Source organism: Saccharopolyspora mangrovi (genome assembly GCF_035320975.1).
Lineage (GTDB): Bacteria > Actinomycetota > Actinomycetes > Mycobacteriales > Pseudonocardiaceae > Saccharopolyspora > Saccharopolyspora mangrovi.
Genome location: NZ_JAWLNX010000021.1, coordinates 22,041 through 41,707, shown reverse-complemented (window position 1 = coordinate 41,707; position 19,667 = coordinate 22,041). Strand labels below are relative to the sequence as shown.

Sequence of the window (19,667 nt, the reverse complement as noted above, 5' to 3'; positions counted from 1 at the left end):
TCCACACGACCGGTCCACTGCGCCTCTCGGGGTGCAGTGGACCGCTACTTTTCCGAGGTGCTTGAAGAGTGTCTGATCGCTGGGTTGCCGTGCTCGCCGGTGGGCTTTCGCACGAGCGCGATGTGTCGCTGCGGTCCGGCCGCCGGTTGTCCGCCGCGCTGCGCTCGGTCGGCATGACCGTGGCCGAGTGGGACGCCGATGCCCGTCTGCTGTCCCGCCTCACCGAGGAGCGGCCGGACGCCGTCGTGATCGCGCTGCACGGCGGGGAAGGGGAGAACGGCTCGGTGCAGGCCGTGCTGGACATGCTCGGCATCCCCTACGTCGGCACCGGCCCGCACGCTTCCCGTCGCACCTGGGACAAGCCCACCGCGAAGGCTGAGGTGGCCCGTGCCGGACTCACGACGCCGGACTGGGTGGCGCTGCCGCACGCGACCTTCCGGGAGCTGGGAGCGCAGGCGGTGCTGGACGCGCTCGTCGGAAAGCTCGGTCTGCCGTTGATGCTCAAGCCGGACCAGGGCGGCTCGGGTCTGGGCGCTCAGGTCGTCCGCGACGCGGCCAGGCTGCCGTCGGCGATGGTGGGCGCGCTGTCCTACGGCGACGCCGTCCTCGTGGAGCGCTTCATCGAGGGGACCGAGGTCGCGATCACCGTCGTCGAGGGGCCGGACGGTCCGGAGGCGCTGCCGGCGGTCGAGATCGAGGCGGCCGACGGCGTCTACGACTACACCGCTCGCTACACCGCCGGCCTGACGAACTACCGCGCCCCCGCGGACATCTCCGCGGACACGGCCGCGGCCGCGGGCGAGTTGGCGATCGCCGCGCACAAGCTGCTCGGCCTCCGGGACATCTCCCGGACGGACGCGATCATCGACACCGACGGCGTGCCGCACTTCCTCGACGCGAAGGTGTCGCCCGGACTGACCGAGACCTCGCTGCTGCCGATGGCGGTCGAAGCGGCCGGCCGGTCGCTGGGGGAGACCTACGCCGGACTCGTCGAGCGGGCGATCAAGCGAGCCGAGTGACTCGCACCGGTTTCACGTGAAACAAAAGCGGCGGACTCCGTGGAGTCCGCCGCTTTTTCGTCGGTAGCCGACCGTCACCGCGATCGGCCGATTTCGTCACTCAAGGTCATCGTCACCGTGACGTAAGACCCCGGTGTCATTCCTCGCTGATTCCGCGGGCTTCTTGACCCAAGATCACTTCTGCGATGCGCTCGAGATCGTCGACCGACCCGTACTCGATGACGATCTTGCCCTTCCGGCTTCCACGGGACACCTTCACCTTGGTGTCGAAGTGGTTAGCGAGCCGATCCGCCAGCCGATCGAAGCCAGGGGCCTGGATCGGCTTCTTCGACGCGGCCTTCTCCTTCGCCGGCCCCTCGGACTTCTTCAGGGTCACCTGCTCCTCGGTCGCGCGGACCGACAGTCCCTCCGCCACGATCCGCTTCGCGAGGTCCTCCTGGTGCCCGACGTCCTCCAGGCTCAGCAGTGCGCGGGCGTGGCCGGCGGACAGCACGCCGACGGCGACCCGGCGCTGCACTTCGAGGGGGAGGCGCAGCAGCCGGATCGTGTTGGTGATGACCGGACGGCTCCGCCCGATCCGGTCGGCGAGTTCGTCGTGGGTCACGCCGAACTCGTCGAGCAGCTGCTGGTAGGCCGCCGCCTCTTCCAGCGGGTTGAGCTGCACGCGGTGGATGTTCTCCAGCAGCGCGTCCCGGAGCAGCTCATCGTCCTTGGTCTCCCGGACGATGGCTGGGATGTTCTCCAGACCGGCCAGCTGGGAAGCGCGCCACCGGCGCTCGCCCATGATCAGCTCGTACTGATCGTCCTCGATCTCGCGCACCACGATGGGCTGCATGAGCCCGAACTCGCGGATCGAGTGCTCCAACTCGTTGAGCGCTTCCTCGTCGAAGACCTGACGAGGCTGCTTCGGGTTGGGAGTGATCGATGCGATGGGGATCTCTTTGTACACGGCACCCGCGACGGACCCCTGCACCGCTTCCTCCGTTTCACGTGAAACAGAGGACTCCGGCTGAGAAGCTCCGTACGCGGGTCCGCCGCGGACCCCGGAAGTCGTCCCGCTCAGCGTGGCGCCATCGGCGCCTGCCGGGGGAGCACTCGGGATCAGCGCGGCGATACCGCGGCCCAGACCACCTCGTCGCTCGGTCATGCTGTCTTCCTTTCGGCACCCCGCTCCGCGATCTCTCGCGCCGCGTCCAGGTAGCTCATCGAGCCTCGTGATCCCGGATCGTAGGTCAGCACCGTCTGACCAAAGCCCGGAGCTTCGGAAATCTTCACGCTACGCGGGATCACGGTCCGCAGGGTCAGATCACCGAAATGACCGCGGACCTCGGCGGTGACCTGATCCGCGAGCTTGGTGCGACCGTCGTACATGGTCAGCAGAATCGTCGACACCCACAGCGCGGGGTTCAGGTGGGACTGCACCAGCTCGATGTTGCGGAGCAGCTGCCCCAGACCCTCCAGCGCGTAGTACTCGCACTGGATCGGGATCAGCACCTCGTGAGCCGCGACCAACGCGTTCACCGTGAGCAGGCCGAGCGAGGGCGGGCAGTCCACGAAGACGTAGTCGAAGCCCATCGCCTCGACCGCCTCGGCGTTCAGCGCCTCCTTCAGCCGTCCCTCGCGGGCGACCATCGTGACGAGCTCGATCTCCGAGCCGGCCAGGTCGATCGTCGCGGGAACGCAGTAGAGGTTGTCGGACTGCGTGCTCTTGGCCGCGGCGTCCGCCACGCTGATCTCACCGAGCAGCACCTCGTACACCGACGGAACGCCGCCGCGGTGCTCGACGCCCAGCGCGGTGCTCGCGTTGCCCTGCGGGTCGAGGTCGATCACCAGAACCTTGAGGCCGTGCAGCGCCAGACCGGCCGCGAGGTTCACCGTGCTCGTCGTCTTTCCGACGCCCCCCTTCTGGTTGGCCACGGTGATGATCCGCCGGTTCTTGGGCCGGGGGAGGTCCAGCTCGTCGGGGTGGAGCACGCGCGTCGCGCGCTGCGCCTCCTCCATGATCGGAGTCCAGCCGATGTCGTCCCGGCCGAAACTCATGGGGTTGCTCTCCGGGCCGGAGGGGAATCGCATGGCGCCCATCGCGCGCCCCCTTGTTTCACGTGAAACCCGACCCGCCGCTCCGTTTTCCTCCGGATTCACCGTCCACGTTCCTTTCTCGCTCGACGTGTGTCACGACGCCGACCGGACGAGGTTCGGGCCGCCGCGACCCGCTCCACCACGACAACGGTCGTCGGCACTTCCAGTACGCCGACGCCGCATGATTTGACTTCGCCACGGCCGCCACCGGCCGCGGCGATTGCCGCCGCATCCCGTTCGAGTTCGTCGGCCGCGCTTTCGCCCTTCATCGCGAGTAGTAGGCCGTCCTGTCGCAGCAGCGGGAGTGACCACTTCGCGAGCCGTTCCATCGGCGCCACGGCGCGCGCGGTCACGACGTCCTGATCGGCAAGTCGTTCGCGCACCGGACCCTCCTCGGCACGACCACGCACCACCTCAACGGTGAGTGCCAGCTCGGTGATGACTTCCTGCAACCACGTCACCCGCCGAGCCATCGGCTCCAGCAAGGTGAGGGTGAGATCCGGGCGAGCGATCGCCAACGGGATGCCCGGCAACCCCGCCCCTGAGCCTACGTCCACAACCCGGCTTTGAGGTGGGAGCAACTCCGCAATCACAGCAGAGTTCAGCAGATGTCTTTCCCAGAGCCGGTCCAACTCGCGGGGACCGATCAATCCGCGGCGGATTCCGTGCTCCTGGAGCAACTCGGCGAACCTCTCCGCCAGCTCCACTCGCTCGCCGAAAACGACCCGCGCCACCTCGGGCGCACCTCCGGTCAAGACATTCACCCCGCTGTTTCACGTGAAACCAAAGACTTCGCGTCTAGACTGCCGGATCCGCTTCCGGCGTCGTGCACCAACCCGCTGTTTCACGTGAAACCACGCCGAACGAGTAGCGGCGAGGCCAACTCCCATTCAGCCAGACCAGAGTTTCAGAACGGTTGCAGCCAAGCGGCGAAGCCGCTTTCTCAATACCCACCCCAACAACTGGCAACCACGGAGTCCTGTCCGCGAGCAGAAGAAGGCCCCCTCCGGACCGAACGTCCAGAGGGGGCCAACAAGGGAGTGCCCCTGGCATCAGCTCTTGAAGATGACGACCTTGCGGTTGGGCTCTTCACCTTCCGACTCGCTGTGCACGCCATCGATCGCCGCCACAGCGTCGTGGATGATCTTCCGCTCGAACGGGGTCATCGGGCGCAGCCGGGCAGCCTGCCCGCTCTTGAGGACCTCCTCGGCCGAGGAACGGCCGATCTCCGACAGCTCCTCGCGGCGCCCGGCCCGCCAACCGGCGACGTCGAGCATGAGGCGGCTGCGCACCCCGGTGTCCTGCTGGACGGCGAGGCGGGTCAGCTCCTGCAGCGCTTCGAGCACCTGACCGCGACCGCCGACCAGCTTCTCGAGATCGGACCCGCCGTCGATGCTCACCACGGCACGGCCGGCTTCCACGTCGAGGTCGATGTCCCCGTCGTAGTCGAGCAGGTCCAGCAGGCGCTCCAGGTAGTCACCGGCGATGTCGCCCTCCTGCACCAGCAGGGCCTCGGTGTTGGACACCTCGTTGTTCGCCGCCTCGGGGGAGGACTCGTCGGTGGCGGGGGATTCGGTGGGCTCGGCGACGGCCGGGCTCTCCTGCACAGTTTCAGACACTGGGTGTCTCCTCTCCAGGGGTTCGCGACGCGGTCAGCGGGTCTCGCCCGGCTTGTCCGCATCGCGAGCGCGGTCTTCGATCACCCCGGGGATCTCACCGGGTTGGTCATGGGACGCCTTCTCAGCGGTGGTGGTGCTGTCCACGGCTGCCGAGTCGACGACCGCGGGCGCGTCAGCGGACGCAGCCTCCTCGCGATCGATCCGGCGGTACACCACTCGTTGCTGTCCCAGCGTCCAGAAGTTGTTGGCGAGCCAGTAAATCAAAATGGCCAGCGGGAGGAACGGACCACCGACGATAGCGAACATCGGGAAGATCCACAGCATCAGTTTGTTGGTCATCGCCGCCTGCGGGTTGGCGGCGGCCTCGGGGCTCTGCCGCTGCAGGGAGTGACGCGCGGTGAAGTGGGTGGCAATCGCGGCGGCGATCATCAGCGGCACACCCACGACCATCATGTCCAGCCGGTCGGTGCCGAAGGTGGCCAGCACCTCGGGGGCCTGGCTGATCGTGTTGGACAGCTTCGCGCCGAAGAGGTCGGCCTCGACGAAGGAGTTGACGTCGGCGGCGTTGAAGACGAAGTTGCTGGGGGCACCGGGCTTGAACCCGTTGAGCACGTGGAAGAGGCCGATGAACACCGGGATCTGCACGAGCATGGGCAGGCAGCCGGAGAGCGGGTTGAACCCCTGCTCGGTCTGGAGCTTCTGCATCTCCGCGGCGAGCTTCTGCTTGTCGTCGCCGTGCTTCTCCTGCAGCTCGCGCACCAGGGGAGCGAACTCCTGCATTTTCTTCATCGACCGCACCTGGTGCACGAACGGCTTGAACAGCAGTGCGCGCAGGGTGAAGACGAGGAAGATGACCGAGAGCGCCCAGGCGAACCCGCTCGACGGTTCGAGCACGTATCCGAAGACCTTGTGCCAGAACCAGAGGATGGCCGACACGGGGTAGTAGATGAAGTCCAGCACGCGGGCTACTCCTCGGCGGGTTTGTCGGTGAGGCGAATGCCGGCTCGCCGCTCACGGGGTGGTGGGACCGGGTCCAGTCCTCCGGGGTGCCACGGTCCGCAGCGCAGGAGCCTGCGGATGGTGAGCCATCCGCCTCGAAACAGGCCGTGCACGGTCAACGCTTCGACGGCGTAGGCGCTGCAGCTGGGGTAGAACCGGCACATCGGTGGCAGCAGCGGCGAGATGACCTTGCGGTACGCGTGGACGGGGCCGAGCAGGAGCCAGGCGGACAGGTCGGCTTTCTGACCCGCACGACTTTCGTCATGCGTATCGTCATGCCGCCGATCCGGTGCCATCTCCTACAACCCCGCCATCAACTGCTGTCCGGCCCATCGGGGTAACGGACGCGAAGCCTTTTCAGCGCCGCGTCGATGTCCGCGCCGAGTTCCCGGCTGGACGCGTCCGCTGCCGGAGGCAGCGCCCGAACCACCACCAGTGTGCCAGCGGGCAGGTCTGGGAGGCGGTCACGCATCAGGTGCCGCAGACGGCGGGCGACTCGGTGGCGCACCACCGCGACGCCCACGGCCTTGCTGACGACAAAACCCACCCGGGTCGAAGGAGTCGAGTCCCGGGTGGGTGCCGTATTAGCTTGAGCCTCCGGCTTGGCCTCACCACCTGCTCGAGCCCGGTTCTGGTCCGGGCGCAGGACGTGGACCACCAGTCGGGGACGTCCGGCCCGACGACCACGACGGACCACCAGGCGAAAGTCCTGGTTCTTGGTCAGCCGGGCTGCCGTGGGAAGCACGGCCGGACGCGATCAGGCAGACAGCTGCGCGCGGCCCCGGCGACGGCGCGCGGCCACGATGGCCCGGCCGGCGCGAGTGCGCATGCGCAGCCGGAACCCGTGCTTCCTGGCACGGCGGCGGTTGTTCGGCTGGAAAGTGCGCTTGCCCTTGCTCACGGTCGGATCTCCCGGTTACTACAGGCACCGATGGCCGACTTGCGACCACGGTTCGGTCTTGGTGTCCCCGGTTCTTAAACCCGCAGGTCCGACGGTTACGGACCAGAAGCCGCAAGGCCGGGCGTGATGTCGGCGCGCCGACATGCCCGCTGCACAAGCGGGGGACTGTAGAAGGGTACGCCAGAGCCGACAGCGGGTGCGCAGCCGGGGTGGGATTCCGGCGGTATCGGCGCCGTAACGAAGGCCGCCGGGCGGGGCGACGTGGGTTCACCGGTTCAGAGATGTGTCCGCGCTGGTGATCGGGTCACCGCTCGTCGACGCCGAACAGCCTGCCACATCACGATCTCCCGGAGGCCCCCGGGATCGCCTTGTGGCTGAGGCCGCAGCTTGTTAGCGTGCCTCCCTGCGATGGCGCAGGCCGATGGGTGGGAGCATCGGTCCGCAATCAGGGGGACTGACCTCGATCGCAGTGGGTACTGCGGCCCCAGGGGGAGACGCCGAAGCGGCCTGCCGTACCTTCATACACACGTTGTGGACAACTCTGTGGACACGTGTGCCCATCGAGTCGCCCACCCGTCCCGTGGTACCCGCTACCCGTGCAACCTTGGGGGCTGGGAACCGGGGCCGCAACCGGGGAGCATCAAGCGAGGGGAGGGGAGCAGGCGGTGTCCGACCACCAAGCCGATCTCGGTCGAGTTTGGGAAGAGGTGGTGCAGGAGCTGTCCTCCGGCACTCTCTCGCCGCAGCAACGCGCGTGGATGCGGGTCACCCGCCCCATCGGGCTGCTCGACGGGACCGCGCTGCTGGCCGCTCCGAGCGATTTCGCGAAGGAAGCCATCGAACGCGCGCTGCGCGACCCCATCACCGATGCTCTGTCCCGCCGCCTCGGCCGCGACGTCTCGCTCGCGGTGAAGGTCGACACCGCGGTGCCCGCGCCGACCCGCCCGGTCGCCGCGCCCGCGCCGGAGACCTGGAGCCCGCGCGGCGGCGACGACCAGTCGTCGACCACCTACATCTCGGTTCCCGGGTTCGGCGGGGACGCCTCCTTCGGGCACACCGCGCACACGGGATCGATCGGGCACACGGGGTCCATCCCGGTCGTGCCCAGCACGGGCGGCCCCAGCACCGGAACCGATTCCCGCAGCTCAGAGGGCGGGGGCAAGCACGCCGCGCCCGAGCCGAAGCCGGCCGCGGACATCGATTTCCCGACGGCCGAGTTCAAGTGGCCCAACGGTGAGGTCCCCAAGCCCCCCGCGCAGCCGGCTGGTCCGGAACCCGAACCCGAGGCCGCACCGGAACCCAGCGCGGCCTCGGTCGAGGACGAGCCGGTGTCCGAACCGGAGACCTCCGAGCCCGAGTCCGGCGAGCAGGCCGCTGACGAGGGGGTGTGGCCGACCTTCGGTCGAGGCCAAGGGGCTCAAGGTGGTCAGACCGGGCAGACGATCCCGTCGGCCGAGCCGCAGCAGGGACAGCCCTTCACCGCCCCCAAGCACGCGCCGCCCACCTCGCAGACCAGGCTCAACGCCAAGTACACCTTCGACACCTTCGTGATCGGTTCGTCGAACCGGTTCGCGCACGCAGCCGCGGTCGCCGCGGCCGAGGCCCCCGCCCGGGCGTACAACCCGCTGTTCATCTGGGGCGAATCGGGTCTCGGCAAGACGCACCTGCTGCACGCGGTCGGGCACTACACGCAGCGGCTCTTCCCGGGGATGCGGGTCCGCTACGTCTCGACCGAGGAGTTCACCAACGACTTCATCAACTCGCTGCGCGACGACCGGCAGGTGGCGTTCCAGCGCCGCTACCGGGACGTCGACGTGCTGCTGGTCGACGACATCCAGTTCCTGGAGGGCAAGGAAGGTACTCAGGAGGAGTTCTTCCACACCTTCAACACGCTGCACAACTCGAACAAGCAGATCGTGGTGTCCTCCGACCGGCCGCCGAAGGGGCTGCGCACGCTGGAGGACCGGCTGCGCACCCGCTTCGAGTGGGGTCTGATCACCGACATCCAGCCGCCCGAGCTGGAGACGCGGATCGCGATCCTCCGCAAGAAGGCGGCGCAGGACCGGATGAACGCGCCCGCCGACGTGCTGGAGTTCATCGCCTCGCGCATCGAGCGCAACATCCGCGAGCTGGAGGGCGCGCTGATCCGGGTCACGGCGTTCGCGTCGTTGAACCGGCAGCCGGTCGACCTGCAGCTGGCCGAGATCGTGCTGCGCGACCTGATCCCGGACTCGCAGACGCCGGAGATCACCGCGCCGACGATCATGGCCGTGACCGCGGACTACTTCGGCGTGACCATCGACGACCTGTGCGGTCCGGGCAAGACGAAGGCGCTGGCCCAGGCGCGGCAGATCGCGATGTACCTGTGCCGCGAGCTGACGGACTCGTCGCTGCCGAAGATCGGCCAGTACTTCGGCAGCCGCGACCACACCACGGTCATGTACGCCGACAAGAAGATCCGCAAGGAGATGGCGGAGCGCCGGCGCGTGTACGAGCACGTCCAGGAGCTGACCGCCCGCATCAAGCAGCAGTCCCGCTGATCGAGGGCCCCGGCCGGGCGCAACCGCCGACCGAGTTGTCCTCGACCGCTCGCCCCACACCGACGGTCTGATCCGACCGTTCAATACACCGCTCTGACCTGCACTTTTACAACCTCAGTCGCTCATTTGGCCGCTGACGCGATTTCGCAGGTCCCCCGGTGTGATTCCCTAGGCCGCGCACAGCCCGACTTTCTGGTACCGCGGCCTGCTCGGAGCCACCCCCTCAACCAGAAACCTTCAGCCTCCCCGACCCCGCTTCAACCCCCGCGCACGTCGGTTCGAAGGGCGAAAACCGCAGGGTTCGTCAGGGGCGAGCCTGCGGTTCTCGCCCCTGATGCCTGCGGGCCGGACGGGCGGAGGGGTTTCTGTTGGCGGGGTCGGGCGTGAGCCCGGGGGTTAAGCAGAAAGATGTGGGCGTTCGCGGGGGGGCTCCGGACGGCTGGGCGCAAGGGTTCGGCGCCGGAATCACCACTTTCAGTGTTCGTCCGGGTGCGGTGCGTGCGACCGGGAACATTCACGCCCAGAACTTTTCTGCTGGCGCCCGTGGCCTTCACCTCACCCCGGCGGCAGAAAAGCGCCCGGGTTCGCGAGCTGTCCACAGAAATTCAATCCCCAGGGTTGACCTGCAATTTTCCCCAGTCCATCCACAAGCTGTGCACAGCCTGCCCACATGGTTCCGACGGGTTGCCAACAGAGTTCCCACAACGTTGCCCACAACCCGACCGGTGGAGAACCCGCAATCCACCCGGGGATGGGTACAACCGGGGGTCCGACTGTGGATGGGAGTGTGGACAACTGGGGATGGTTGTGGAAGAACTCAAGGCGGCCAAAAGTTGTCCACCACCCGGCTGTCGCAGTCCCCGGTTACTTCCAGTGCTCATCCACACGGCCTCACACCACCCGACCAGCCCAAACGACGGTTGTCCCCACAACTCACAGGCCTTACTACTACTGCGGACCTTTCTTCTCTTTGAAGAAAAAAGAAAAAGAGAACTAGGGGCGGTGGATAAGTGGACAACTCCCGCCTCGAAGCTCGAACCGGCCCGGAGCAAGTGCCCCGACCCGGATGCGGAGTTCGGTGAGCACGCTCTACGGTGGAACTCCCCGCAACGAGAAGCCCCGCCCGAACTCCCAGCGAAGTTCAGGCTGTTCTCGACGCGGGATCGCTTCGCCCCCGATGCGGAGCACACCGAACCTTCCAGCCGCGCACGGCTCGACACAGTTCTCGGCAGCCGAGCCACGGCTGAAACCGAAAGGACACCCATGAAGATCCGCGTGGAGCGTGACGGTCTTGCCGACGCCGTCGCCTGGGTCGCGCGCAGCCTGCCGTCGCGGCCACCGGTTCCGGTGCTGGGCGGGGTGCTGCTCGATGCGAGTTCCGGGGAAGCGCTGACGATCTCCGGCTTCGACTACGAGGTTTCGGCGCAGGTCACCATCGAGGCCTCGATCGACGCCAGCGGGAAGACCCTGGTCTCCGGGCGCCTGCTGGCCGACATCACCAAGGCGCTGCCGGCCCGGCCGGTCGAGCTGACCGTCGACGGCTCCCGGGTGACCATCACCTGCGGCAGCTCGCGGTTCAGCCTCCCGACCATGCCGGTCGAGGACTACCCGGCGCTGCCGGAGATGCCCGAGCACGTTGGCTCGGTGCCGACCGACCTGTTCAGCGAGGCGGTCGGCCAGGTCGCCATCGCGGCCGGCAAGGACGACACGCTGCCGATGCTCACCGGCATCCGGATGGAGATCAACGCCGACAAGCTGACGATGGTCGCCACCGACCGGTTCCGGCTGGCGATGCGCGAGATCACCTGGGAGCCCGGCTCGACCATCGCGGACACCCAGGTGCTGGTCCCGGCCAAGACGCTGGCGGACTCGGCCAAGACGCTGGGTGCCGGTGCGAGCAAGGTCGAGATCTCGCTGGCCTCCGGCGACGGACTGCTCGGCCTGTCCGGCACGACCCGCCGGAACACCAGCCGCCTGCTGGACGCGGAGTTCCCCAAGTACCGCCAGCTGCTCCCGGCCGAGACCGCGGTGACCGCGAACATCGACGTGTCCCCGCTGGCCGAGGCGATCAAGCGCGTGTCGCTGGTGGCCGAGCGCGGCACGCAGGTCCGGCTGGAGTTCTCCGACCGCCTGCTGCGGCTGTCCGCCGGTGGCGACGACGAGGGCAGCGCCGAGGAAGAGCTCCCGATCGAGCTCGACGGCGAGGACCTGACCATCGCCTTCAACCCGGCGTACCTGCTCGACGGCCTCAGCGCGCTGAAGTCCGAGCGCGCCCAGCTGCAGTTCACCACCGCCAACCGCCCGGCGTTGATCAAGCCGATCGGTGACGATGGCGAGGTCCAGGAGGGTTACCTCTACCTGTTGATGCCGGTCCGCCTGCCCGGCTGACGTCCGGCGCGGCCGAGGTGGTGCGCGGCTCACATCCGGCGCACCACCCGGCCCGTCGTCTCGGTCCGTGGTCGTAGGCTCGCGGCCAGATCGATTCAGCGGGTGCGACGCGCCCGCAGCGCGGCCGGCCACGCGCCGACCTCCACAAGTCGACACACCAGTTCGGATAGGGAGTTCCAGTGCAACTCGGGCTTGTCGGCCTCGGCCGAATGGGTTTCAACATGCGCGAGCGGCTGCGGGCCGCCGGCCTCGAGGTCGTGGGGTACGACCGCAACCCGGACGTCAGCGACGCGGCGTCCGTGGCGGAGATGGTGGAGAAGCTGTCCGGTCCGCGGATCGTGTGGATCATGGTTCCGCACGGTGACCCGACCCGGCAGACCGTCGAGGAGCTGTCCGGACTGCTGTCCGCCGGCGATCTGGTGATCGAGGGCGGCAACTCGAAGTTCACCGATGACCAGGCCAACGCCGCGCTGCTCGCCGAGAACGGCATCAAGTACGTCGACGTCGGTGTGTCCGGCGGTGTCTGGGGTGCCAAGAACGGCTACGGGCTGATGGCCGGTGGCGACGCCGAGGACGTCGAGCGCGCGATGCCGATCTTCGACGCGCTGCGCCCAGAGGGTCCGCGCGACGAGGGCTTCGCGCACGCCGGTCCGGTCGGTGCCGGTCACTACGCGAAGATGGTGCACAACGGCATCGAGTACGGCCTGATGCAGGCGTACGCCGAGGGCTTCGAGCTGCTCGCCGCTTCCGACGTGGTCACCGACGTGCCGGCCACGATCAAGGCCTGGAGCAAGGGCACCGTCGTGCGCTCCTGGCTGCTGGACCTGCTGGTTCGCGCGCTCGACGAGGACCCGGAGCTGTCTGAGCTGCGCGGCTACGTGCAGGACTCCGGCGAGGGTCGCTGGACCATCGAGGAAGCGATCAACAACGCGGTCCCGGCCCCGGTCATGACCGCCGCGCTGTACGCGCGCTTCGCCTCCCGCCAGGAGGACTCGCCCGCGATGAAGGCGGTCGCGGCGCTGCGCAACCAGTTCGGCGGCCACGCGGTCCAGAAGTCCGAAGGCTGACGTCGCGACCTGCGGTGGTGGGCAGGTTCAGCTGAACCCTCCCACCACCGAGCGGGGAGGTCGGCTTGGAGACTTGTCGACAAATCTCCCCGTCGTTCCGCGGACGTCCGCGCTGGTCGCGGCACGCGGACGGGCGGTCCGGCACGGTCCGGACACCCCACTTCGGACGGTGCGGACATCGCGGCCGGGACGTCCGGCGAACCTGCCCGGCAAGAACAACTAAGTTGGATCGTCGTGTACGTGCGCCACTTGCAGGTCAACGACTTCCGGTCGTGGCCGCTCGCCGACCTCGAACTCGAACCCGGGGTCACCGTGCTGGTCGGGTCGAACGGTCAGGGCAAGACCAACCTGGTCGAGGCGATCGGTTACGTCGCCACGCTCGGCTCGCACCGGGTCTCCAACGACGCGCCGCTGGTCCGCTACGGCGCCGGCCGCGCGGTGGTGCGGGCCGCGGTGGTCAACAACGGCCGGGAGCTGCTGGTCGAACTGGAGATCACCCCGGGCAAGGCGAACCGCGCGCGGATCAACCGCGGCGCTGCGGGCAAGCCCCGCGACGTGCTGGGAATCCTGCGAACCGTGCTGTTCGCGCCGGAGGACTTGGCGATCGTGCGGGGCGACCCGGGCGAACGCCGCCGGTTCATGGACGACCTGCTGGTCGCGCGGGCGCCGCGCTACGCCGGGATCCGCTCCGACTACGAGCGGGTGCTCAAGCAGCGCAGCGCGCTGCTGAAGTCGGCGGGCGCCGCTCGCCGGGGTGGTGGCAAGGCGGATCTGAGCACGCTGGCGGTCTGGGACGGCCACCTCGCGCGCTACGGCGCTGAGCTGCTGGCCGGTCGGCTGTCCCTGGTGTCGGCCCTCGCCCCGCACGTGACCAGCGCGTACGCCAACGTCGCCGCGACCGAGGACGCCAGCACGCCCTCGGGACGAGTCGCTGACCTGCGGTATCGCAGCAGCCTCGGCGAGTCGCTGCCGGAGCGCTACGGGGTGCCCGGGGGTCCGGAGGTCCCGTGGGACGACGCTCTGCCCGAACTGGAGGCCGCCCTGCTCGCGGAGCTGGAGCGGGTGCGACCGCAGGAGATCGAGCGCGGCGTGTCGCTGGTCGGCCCGCACCGCGACGACCTGGACCTGCTGCTCGGCGAGCTGCCGGCGAAGGGTTACGCCAGTCATGGCGAATCGTGGTCGTTCGTGCTGGCGTTGCGGCTGGCTTCTTACCACTTGCTCACCGAGGATGGCGCGGAACCGGTGTTGATCCTGGACGACGTGTTCGCCGAGCTCGACCGCCGCAGGCGCGCCCGGCTGGCGGAGCTGGTCTCCGGTGCCGAGCAGGTGCTGGTGACGGCCGCGGTCGGCGAGGACGTCCCGCCGGAGCTCGCCGGGGCCCGATTCGACGTCCGGGAAGGTGAGGTGCACCGTGCCGCCTAACGGAAACGGACGAAAAACTGCACGCAGAGTGACCGCAGCCACGGATCGATCCGTGGAACTACCCACATCTGGGGATAACCCTGTGGATGGTGTGGATAACTCGGCGCCCGCTCGCGGCTTCGACGGTGCCGCCCTGCCCGATGGCGAAACACCAGGTCAGGAGTTCGACGGCAGCGGACTGGCGGGACCGGACCTGGCCCGCGCGGCGCTGCAGGCGGCGCGCGAGCAGTCCGCGGCCAAGCGCAAGGAGCGGGGCAAGACCGGCAAACCGGGCAAGCTCCGCACCGCGCGGCGGCGTCGCGGCTGGACCGGTGCGGGACCCGATGAGCGGGACCCGCAGCCGCTGGGCAGGCTCGCCGCCCGGATCGCCAAGGACCACGGCTGGACCGAGCACCTCTCCGGAGGTCAGGTCTTCGCCCGGTGGAACTCGCTGGTCGGCGAGGAGATCGCCGAGCACACCAAGCCGGTGCAGCTCAAGGACGGCGAGCTCACCGTGCAGGCGCAGTCCACGGCCTGGGCCACCCAGTTGCGGCTGCTGCAGCGGCAGATCCTCAAGCGCATCAGCGACGGGGTGGGACGCGATGTGGTCAAGCGGATCAAGGTGCAGGGGCCGGCGGCGCCGAGCTGGCGACACGGACCGCGGCACATCTCCGGTCGCGGCCCGAGGGACACCTACGGCTAGTGATCCGCGCGCTGCGCACCGTCGAGTCCCGAACACCCGGGGCACCGGATCGCAGGTGGGGATCCCCGGGCGGCCGATCGCCGCAGAGAATTCCGAGCGGGTGTTCGCGGCTCTCCGATGGTGGATTGATCCGAGTTCTCAAGTCTGTGAGCAAGCTAGGGGCGTCCTTGCCCCACTTCTGCGGCGGGGGACCAGTAGAATCAATGCGGGTGTGACCCGACGCGCTCCCCGGTCGTCAGCGGCGAGGGGTCCGGACCGGGCCGCGCCGGGGTGCGGCGCCGGCAGCCGAGTCGCCCCGAAGTGGTCGTAGAGGTGCGCCGGAGCCGGTAACGAGGCCGGCATCGACCGATCACCGTGACAGCACAGTCGGCTCAAGGAGAAATCGAGGCCCGTGGCACCGAAGAAGAGCGAATACAACGCTTCATCCATCACCGTTCTTGAGGGCCTTGAGGCCGTCCGCAAGCGTCCCGGCATGTACATCGGTTCCACCGGTGAGCGCGGCCTGCACCACCTCGTGTGGGAGGTCGTGGACAACTCGGTCGACGAAGCGATGGCCGGGTACGCCTCCACGGTCGAGGTCACCCTGCTCGCCGACGGCGGCGTGCGGGTCCGCGACGACGGCCGGGGCATCCCCGTCGACATGCACCCGGTCGAGAAGAAGCCGACCCTCGAGGTCGTGCTGACCGTGCTGCACGCGGGCGGCAAGTTCGGCGGCGACTCCTACGCCGTCTCCGGTGGTCTGCACGGCGTCGGCGTGTCGGTGGTCAACGCGCTGTCCACCGCGCTCGAGGCCGAGATCCACGTCAACGGGTACGTGTGGCGGCAGCGCTACGAGGACTCCAAGCCGGTCGCCGAGATCGAGCGCGGCGAGAAGACCGACAAGACCGGCACCACCATCACGTTCTGGGCCGACCCGACGATCTTCGAGACCACCCGCTACAACGCCGAGACGGTCTCCCGCCGGTTGCAGGAGATGGCCTTCCTGAACAAGGGCCTGACCATCATCCTCCGCGACGAGCGCACGGCCGAGGAGGACGAGGGCGGCGAGGACGCCCAGGGCGCCACGGCCAAGAGCACCGAGCGGACCTACCACTACCCGGGCGGGCTCGAGGACTTCGTCAAGCACATCAACGCGACGAAGGAACCGATCCACAAGAAGGTCGTCGCCTTCAGCGCCTCCGGCAGCGGGCACGAGCTGGAGGTCGCGCTGCAGTGGAACTCCGGCTTCAACCAGTCGGTGTACACCTTCGCGAACACGATCAACACGCACGAGGGCGGTACCCACGAGGAGGGCTTCCGGTCCGCGCTGACCCGCGTGGTCAACGCCTACGCCAAGGACAAGAAGCTGCTCAAGGACAAGGACGGCAGCCTCACCGGTGACGACGTCCGCGAAGGTCTCGCCGCGATCGTGTCGGTGAAGGTCTCCGAGCCGCAGTTCGAGGGCCAGACCAAGACCAAGCTGGGCAACACCGAGGTCAAGTCGTTCGTCCAGACCACGGCGTTCGAGTGGCTGACCGACTGGTTCGAGCGCAACCCGGCCGACGCGAAGACGATCGTGAACAAGGCGGTGTCCTCGGCGCAGGCCCGCGTCGCCGCGCGCAAGGCCAAGGAGCTGGTCCGCCGCAAGAGCGCGATGGACATCGGTGGCCTGCCGGGCAAGCTCAAGGACTGCCAGTCCAACCAGCCCGACGAGTGCGAGCTCTACATCGTGGAGGGTGACTCCGCGGGTGGCTCGGCCAAGGAAGGCCGCGAATCGCGCTTCCAGGCGATCCTGCCGCTGCGAGGCAAGATCATCAACGTCGAGAAGTCCCGGATCGACAAGGTCCTCAAGAACAACGAGGTCCAGGCGATCATCACGGCGTTGGGCACGGGCATCCACGACGAGTTCGACCTGGCCAAGCTGCGGTACCACAAGATCGTGCTGATGGCCGACGCCGACGTCGACGGCCAGCACATCCGGACCCTGCTGCTGACCCTGCTGTTCCGCTTCATGCGCCCGCTGATCGAGAACGGCCACGTGTTCCTCGCACAGCCGCCGCTGTACAAGATCAAGTGGCCGCGCGCCGAGGCCGAGTACGCCTACAGCGACAAGGAGCGCGACGCGCTGCTCGCGCAGGGCGCGGCCGACGGCCGGAAGCTGCCCAAGGACGACGGCATCCAGCGCTACAAGGGTCTCGGCGAGATGAACGCCGACGAGCTCTGGGAAACCACGATGAACCCCGAGTCGCGACTGCTGCTGCAGGTGTCGCTGGACGACGCGGCGACCGCGGACGAGCTGTTCAGCGTGCTGATGGGCGAGGACGTCGAAGCCCGCCGCTCGTTCATCACCCGCAACGCCAAGGACGCCGGAATGCTGGACGTCTGAGGCCGGTGCGCAGGTAAGAGACCAGTTCTCGAAGGAAGCAAAGGACCAGCATGACTGAAATCCTGCCGCCGGAACACGGCCGGGTTGAACCGGTCGACATCCAGCAGGAGATGCAGAACTCCTACATCAACTACGCGATGAGCGTCATCGTCGCGCGAGCGCTGCCGGACGTGCGCGACGGCCTCAAGCCGGTGCACCGCCGCGTGCTCTACGCGATGTACGACTCGGGCTTCCGTCCGGACCGCGGTTACGTGAAGTGCTCCCGCGTCGTCGGCGACGTGATGGGCAACTACCACCCGCACGGCGACTCGGCGATCTACGACACCCTCGTGCGCCTGGCCCAGCCCTGGTCGATGCGCCACCCGCTGATCGACGGGCAGGGCAACTTCGGCTCGCCGGGCAACGACCCGGCCGCCGCCATGCGGTACACCGAGTCGCGGCTGGCCCCGTTGGCGATGCACATGCTCGCCGACATCGAAGAGGACACCGTCGACTTCTCCGACAACTACGACGGGCGCACCCAGGAGCCCGACGTGCTGCCGGCGCGGTTCCCGAACCTGCTGGTCAACGGCGGTGGCGGCATCGCGGTCGGGATGGCGACCAACATCCCGCCGCACAACCTGCGCGAGGTCGCCGACGGCGTCGTGTGGGCGCTGGAGAATCCCGAGGCCGACGACGACGAGCTGCTCGAAGCGCTGATGCAGCGGATCAAGGGCCCGGACTTCCCGACCCACGCCCTGATCCTCGGCAACAACGCGATCGCCGACGCCTACCGGACCGGTCGCGGCTCCATCAAGATGCGTGCCGTCGTCACCATCGAAGAGGACAGCAAGGGCCGCACCACGCTGGTCATCACCGAGCTGCCGTACCAGGTCAACCCGGACAACCTCATCGAGAACATCGCCTCGATGCACCGCGAGGGCAAGATCTCCGGCATCTCCGACATCGCCGACGAGACCAACAGCCGGCGCGGCATGCGGATCGTGATCACCCTCAAGCGGGACGCGATCCCGAAGGTGGTGCTCAACAACCTCTACAAGCACACCCAGCTGCAGACGACCTTCGGCGTCAACATGCTGGCGCTGGTCGACGGCGTGCCGCGCACGCTGCGGCTCGACCAGACGATCCGGTACTACGTCAAGCACCAGATCGAGGTCATCGTCCGCCGGACCAGGTACCGGCTGCGCAAGGCCGAGGAGCGCGCCCACATCCTGCGCGGTCTGGTCAAGGCGCTGGACATGCTCGACGAGGTCATCGCGCTGATCCGGCGCTCGCCGACGGTCGACGACGCGCGCACCGGCCTGATCGAGCTGCTCGACGTCGACGAGATCCAGGCCAACGCCATCCTCGAGATGCAGCTGCGCCGCCTGGCCGCCCTGGAGCGGCAGAAGATCGTCGACCAGCTGGCCGAGATCGAGCGCGAGATCGAGGACTTGAAGGACATCCTCGACAAGCCCGAGCGGCAGCGGCAGATCATCCGCGACGAGCTGATGGAGATCGTCGACAAGTACGGCGACGACCGCCGCACGAAGATCGTCCCGTTCGAGGGCGAGGTCTCGATGGAAGACCTCATCGCCGACGAGGACGTGGTCGTCACGATCACCCGAACCGGTTACGCCAAGCGGACCCGGACCGACCTGTACCGGGCGCAGAAGCGCGGCGGCAAGGGCGTGCAGGGCGCGGCGCTGAAGCAGGACGACATCGTGTCGCACTTCTTCGTGTGCTCCACGCACGACTGGATCCTGTTCTTCACCAACAAGGGCCGGGTCTACCGCGCGAAGGCCTACGAGCTGCCCGAGGCCAACCGGACCGCTCGCGGTCAGCACGTGGCCAACCTGCTGGCGTTCCAGCCGGACGAGCAGATCGCCCAGGTCATGCAGATCAAGGACTACACCGCGGCGCCGTACCTGGTGCTGGCGACCAAGAACGGTCTGGTCAAGAAGTCCCGTTTGACGGACTTCGATTCCAACCGATCGGGTGGTCTTATCGGCGTGAACCTGAAGGACGAGGACGAACTCGTCGGCGCCGTGCTGTGCTCGGCCGACGACGACCTGCTGCTGGTGTCGGCGGAGGGCCAGTCGATCCGGTTCCACGCGTCCGACGAGGCGCTCCGGCCGATGGGCCGGGCGACCTCGGGCGTGCTGGGCATGCGCTTCAACGACGGTGACGAGCTGCTCGCGATGGGCGTGTGCCGCGAGGACCGGTACGTGCTGGTCGCCACGGCGGGCGGTTACGCCAAGCGAACCCCGATCGAGGACTACCCGGTCCAGGGCCGCGGCGGGAAGGGCGTGCTGACTCTCCAGTACGACCGCAAACGTGGCAGGCTGGTGGGGGCGCAGATTGTCGAGCTGGAGGACGAGCTCTACGCCATCACCTCCTCCGGCGGGGTCATCCGCACCACCGCCAAGGAGGTGCGCAAGGCCGGTCGGCAGACCAAGGGCGTCCGCCTGATGAACCTCGACGAGGGTTCGACGCTGCTGGCCGTGGCGCGCAACGCCGACGAGGCAGCGGACCCGGACGCCGCACCGGAGCCCAAGCAGGCGTGAGCGCCCAGAACTGAACATGCCGTGGTACGCCACGGGGCAC

Annotated in this window: 16 protein-coding genes; 8 read left to right on the top strand and 8 right to left on the bottom strand. The window is 68.2% G+C overall.

Annotation, left to right across the window (positions count from 1 at the left end; genetic code table 11):
* Positions 1-68: 68 nt before the first annotated feature.
* A complete protein-coding gene (locus R4I43_RS25290; RefSeq protein ID WP_324268191.1) occupies positions 69-1,019 on the top strand; it encodes a D-alanine--D-alanine ligase family protein in 951 nt (316 codons plus the stop codon).
* 136 nt (positions 1,020-1,155) lie between these two features.
* Here the strand turns inward: R4I43_RS25290 and R4I43_RS25285 are convergent, their stop codons facing one another.
* The 8 genes from R4I43_RS25285 to rpmH form a co-directional block, all read right to left on the bottom strand.
* A complete protein-coding gene (locus tag R4I43_RS25285; RefSeq protein WP_324268190.1) occupies positions 1,156-2,166 on the bottom strand; it encodes a ParB/RepB/Spo0J family partition protein in 1,011 nt (336 codons plus the stop codon).
* On the bottom strand, positions 2,163-3,092 hold the full coding sequence (locus tag R4I43_RS25280; RefSeq protein WP_407691315.1) for a ParA family protein: 930 nt from the start codon (positions 3,090-3,092) through the stop codon (positions 2,163-2,165). Before R4I43_RS25280 ends, R4I43_RS25285 begins: the two co-directional genes overlap by 4 nt.
* A 65-nt stretch (positions 3,093-3,157) precedes the next feature.
* Positions 3,158-3,832, bottom strand: coding sequence for a 16S rRNA (guanine(527)-N(7))-methyltransferase RsmG (rsmG, locus tag R4I43_RS25275; protein ID WP_324268189.1), 675 nt, complete (start codon positions 3,830-3,832; stop codon positions 3,158-3,160).
* A gap of 318 nt (positions 3,833-4,150) precedes the next feature.
* Positions 4,151-4,717, bottom strand: coding sequence for a Jag family protein (locus R4I43_RS25270; protein WP_324268188.1), 567 nt, complete (start codon positions 4,715-4,717; stop codon positions 4,151-4,153).
* A 33-nt stretch (positions 4,718-4,750) separates the two neighbouring features.
* A complete protein-coding gene (gene yidC, locus R4I43_RS25265) occupies positions 4,751-5,677 on the bottom strand; it encodes a membrane protein insertase YidC (RefSeq protein ID WP_324268187.1) in 927 nt (308 codons plus the stop codon).
* A gap of 5 nt (positions 5,678-5,682) precedes the next feature.
* Positions 5,683-6,012, bottom strand: a complete 330-nt coding sequence (gene yidD / locus R4I43_RS25260; RefSeq protein WP_324268186.1) for a membrane protein insertion efficiency factor YidD — start codon at positions 6,010-6,012, stop codon at positions 5,683-5,685.
* A gap of 17 nt (positions 6,013-6,029) precedes the next feature.
* A complete protein-coding gene (gene rnpA / locus R4I43_RS25255) occupies positions 6,030-6,461 on the bottom strand; it encodes a ribonuclease P protein component (RefSeq protein ID WP_324268185.1) in 432 nt (143 codons plus the stop codon).
* A gap of 12 nt (positions 6,462-6,473) precedes the next feature.
* Entirely contained in the window at positions 6,474-6,617 is a 144-nt protein-coding gene (gene rpmH, locus R4I43_RS25250) for a 50S ribosomal protein L34 (protein ID WP_125092573.1), read from the bottom strand.
* A gap of 665 nt (positions 6,618-7,282) precedes the next feature.
* Here rpmH and dnaA point away from each other — a divergent pair.
* The 7 genes from dnaA (at position 7,283) to gyrA (ending at position 19,627) form a co-directional block, all read left to right on the top strand.
* Positions 7,283-9,157: a chromosomal replication initiator protein DnaA gene (gene dnaA, locus R4I43_RS25245; RefSeq protein ID WP_324268184.1), complete on the top strand. Its 1,875-nt coding sequence runs from the start codon at positions 7,283-7,285 to the stop codon at positions 9,155-9,157.
* Between the two features lie 1,263 nt (positions 9,158-10,420).
* Positions 10,421-11,545 (top strand): DNA polymerase III subunit beta, encoded by a 1,125-nt coding sequence (dnaN, locus tag R4I43_RS25240; protein ID WP_324268183.1) that lies wholly within the window; start codon positions 10,421-10,423, stop codon positions 11,543-11,545.
* 179 nt (positions 11,546-11,724) lie between these two features.
* Positions 11,725-12,612 carry a phosphogluconate dehydrogenase (NAD(+)-dependent, decarboxylating) gene (gene gnd, locus R4I43_RS25235; protein ID WP_324268182.1) on the top strand — a complete coding sequence of 296 codons (888 nt, stop codon included), beginning with the start codon at positions 11,725-11,727 and terminating at the stop codon, positions 12,610-12,612.
* A gap of 234 nt (positions 12,613-12,846) precedes the next feature.
* The gene (recF, locus tag R4I43_RS25230; protein ID WP_324268181.1) at positions 12,847-14,034 is read left to right on the top strand and encodes a DNA replication/repair protein RecF; all 1,188 of its coding nucleotides are present in this window, start codon (positions 12,847-12,849) and stop codon (positions 14,032-14,034) included.
* 91 nt (positions 14,035-14,125) lie between these two features.
* The gene (locus tag R4I43_RS25225) at positions 14,126-14,716 is read left to right on the top strand and encodes a DciA family protein (protein WP_407691314.1); all 591 of its coding nucleotides are present in this window, start codon (positions 14,126-14,128) and stop codon (positions 14,714-14,716) included.
* A gap of 391 nt (positions 14,717-15,107) precedes the next feature.
* Positions 15,108-17,081, top strand: a complete 1,974-nt coding sequence (gyrB, locus tag R4I43_RS25220; protein WP_324268180.1) for a DNA topoisomerase (ATP-hydrolyzing) subunit B — start codon at positions 15,108-15,110, stop codon at positions 17,079-17,081.
* 50 nt (positions 17,082-17,131) lie between these two features.
* Positions 17,132-19,627, top strand: coding sequence for a DNA gyrase subunit A (gene gyrA, locus R4I43_RS25215; RefSeq protein WP_324268179.1), 2,496 nt, complete (start codon positions 17,132-17,134; stop codon positions 19,625-19,627).
* Positions 19,628-19,667: the final 40 nt, after the last annotated feature.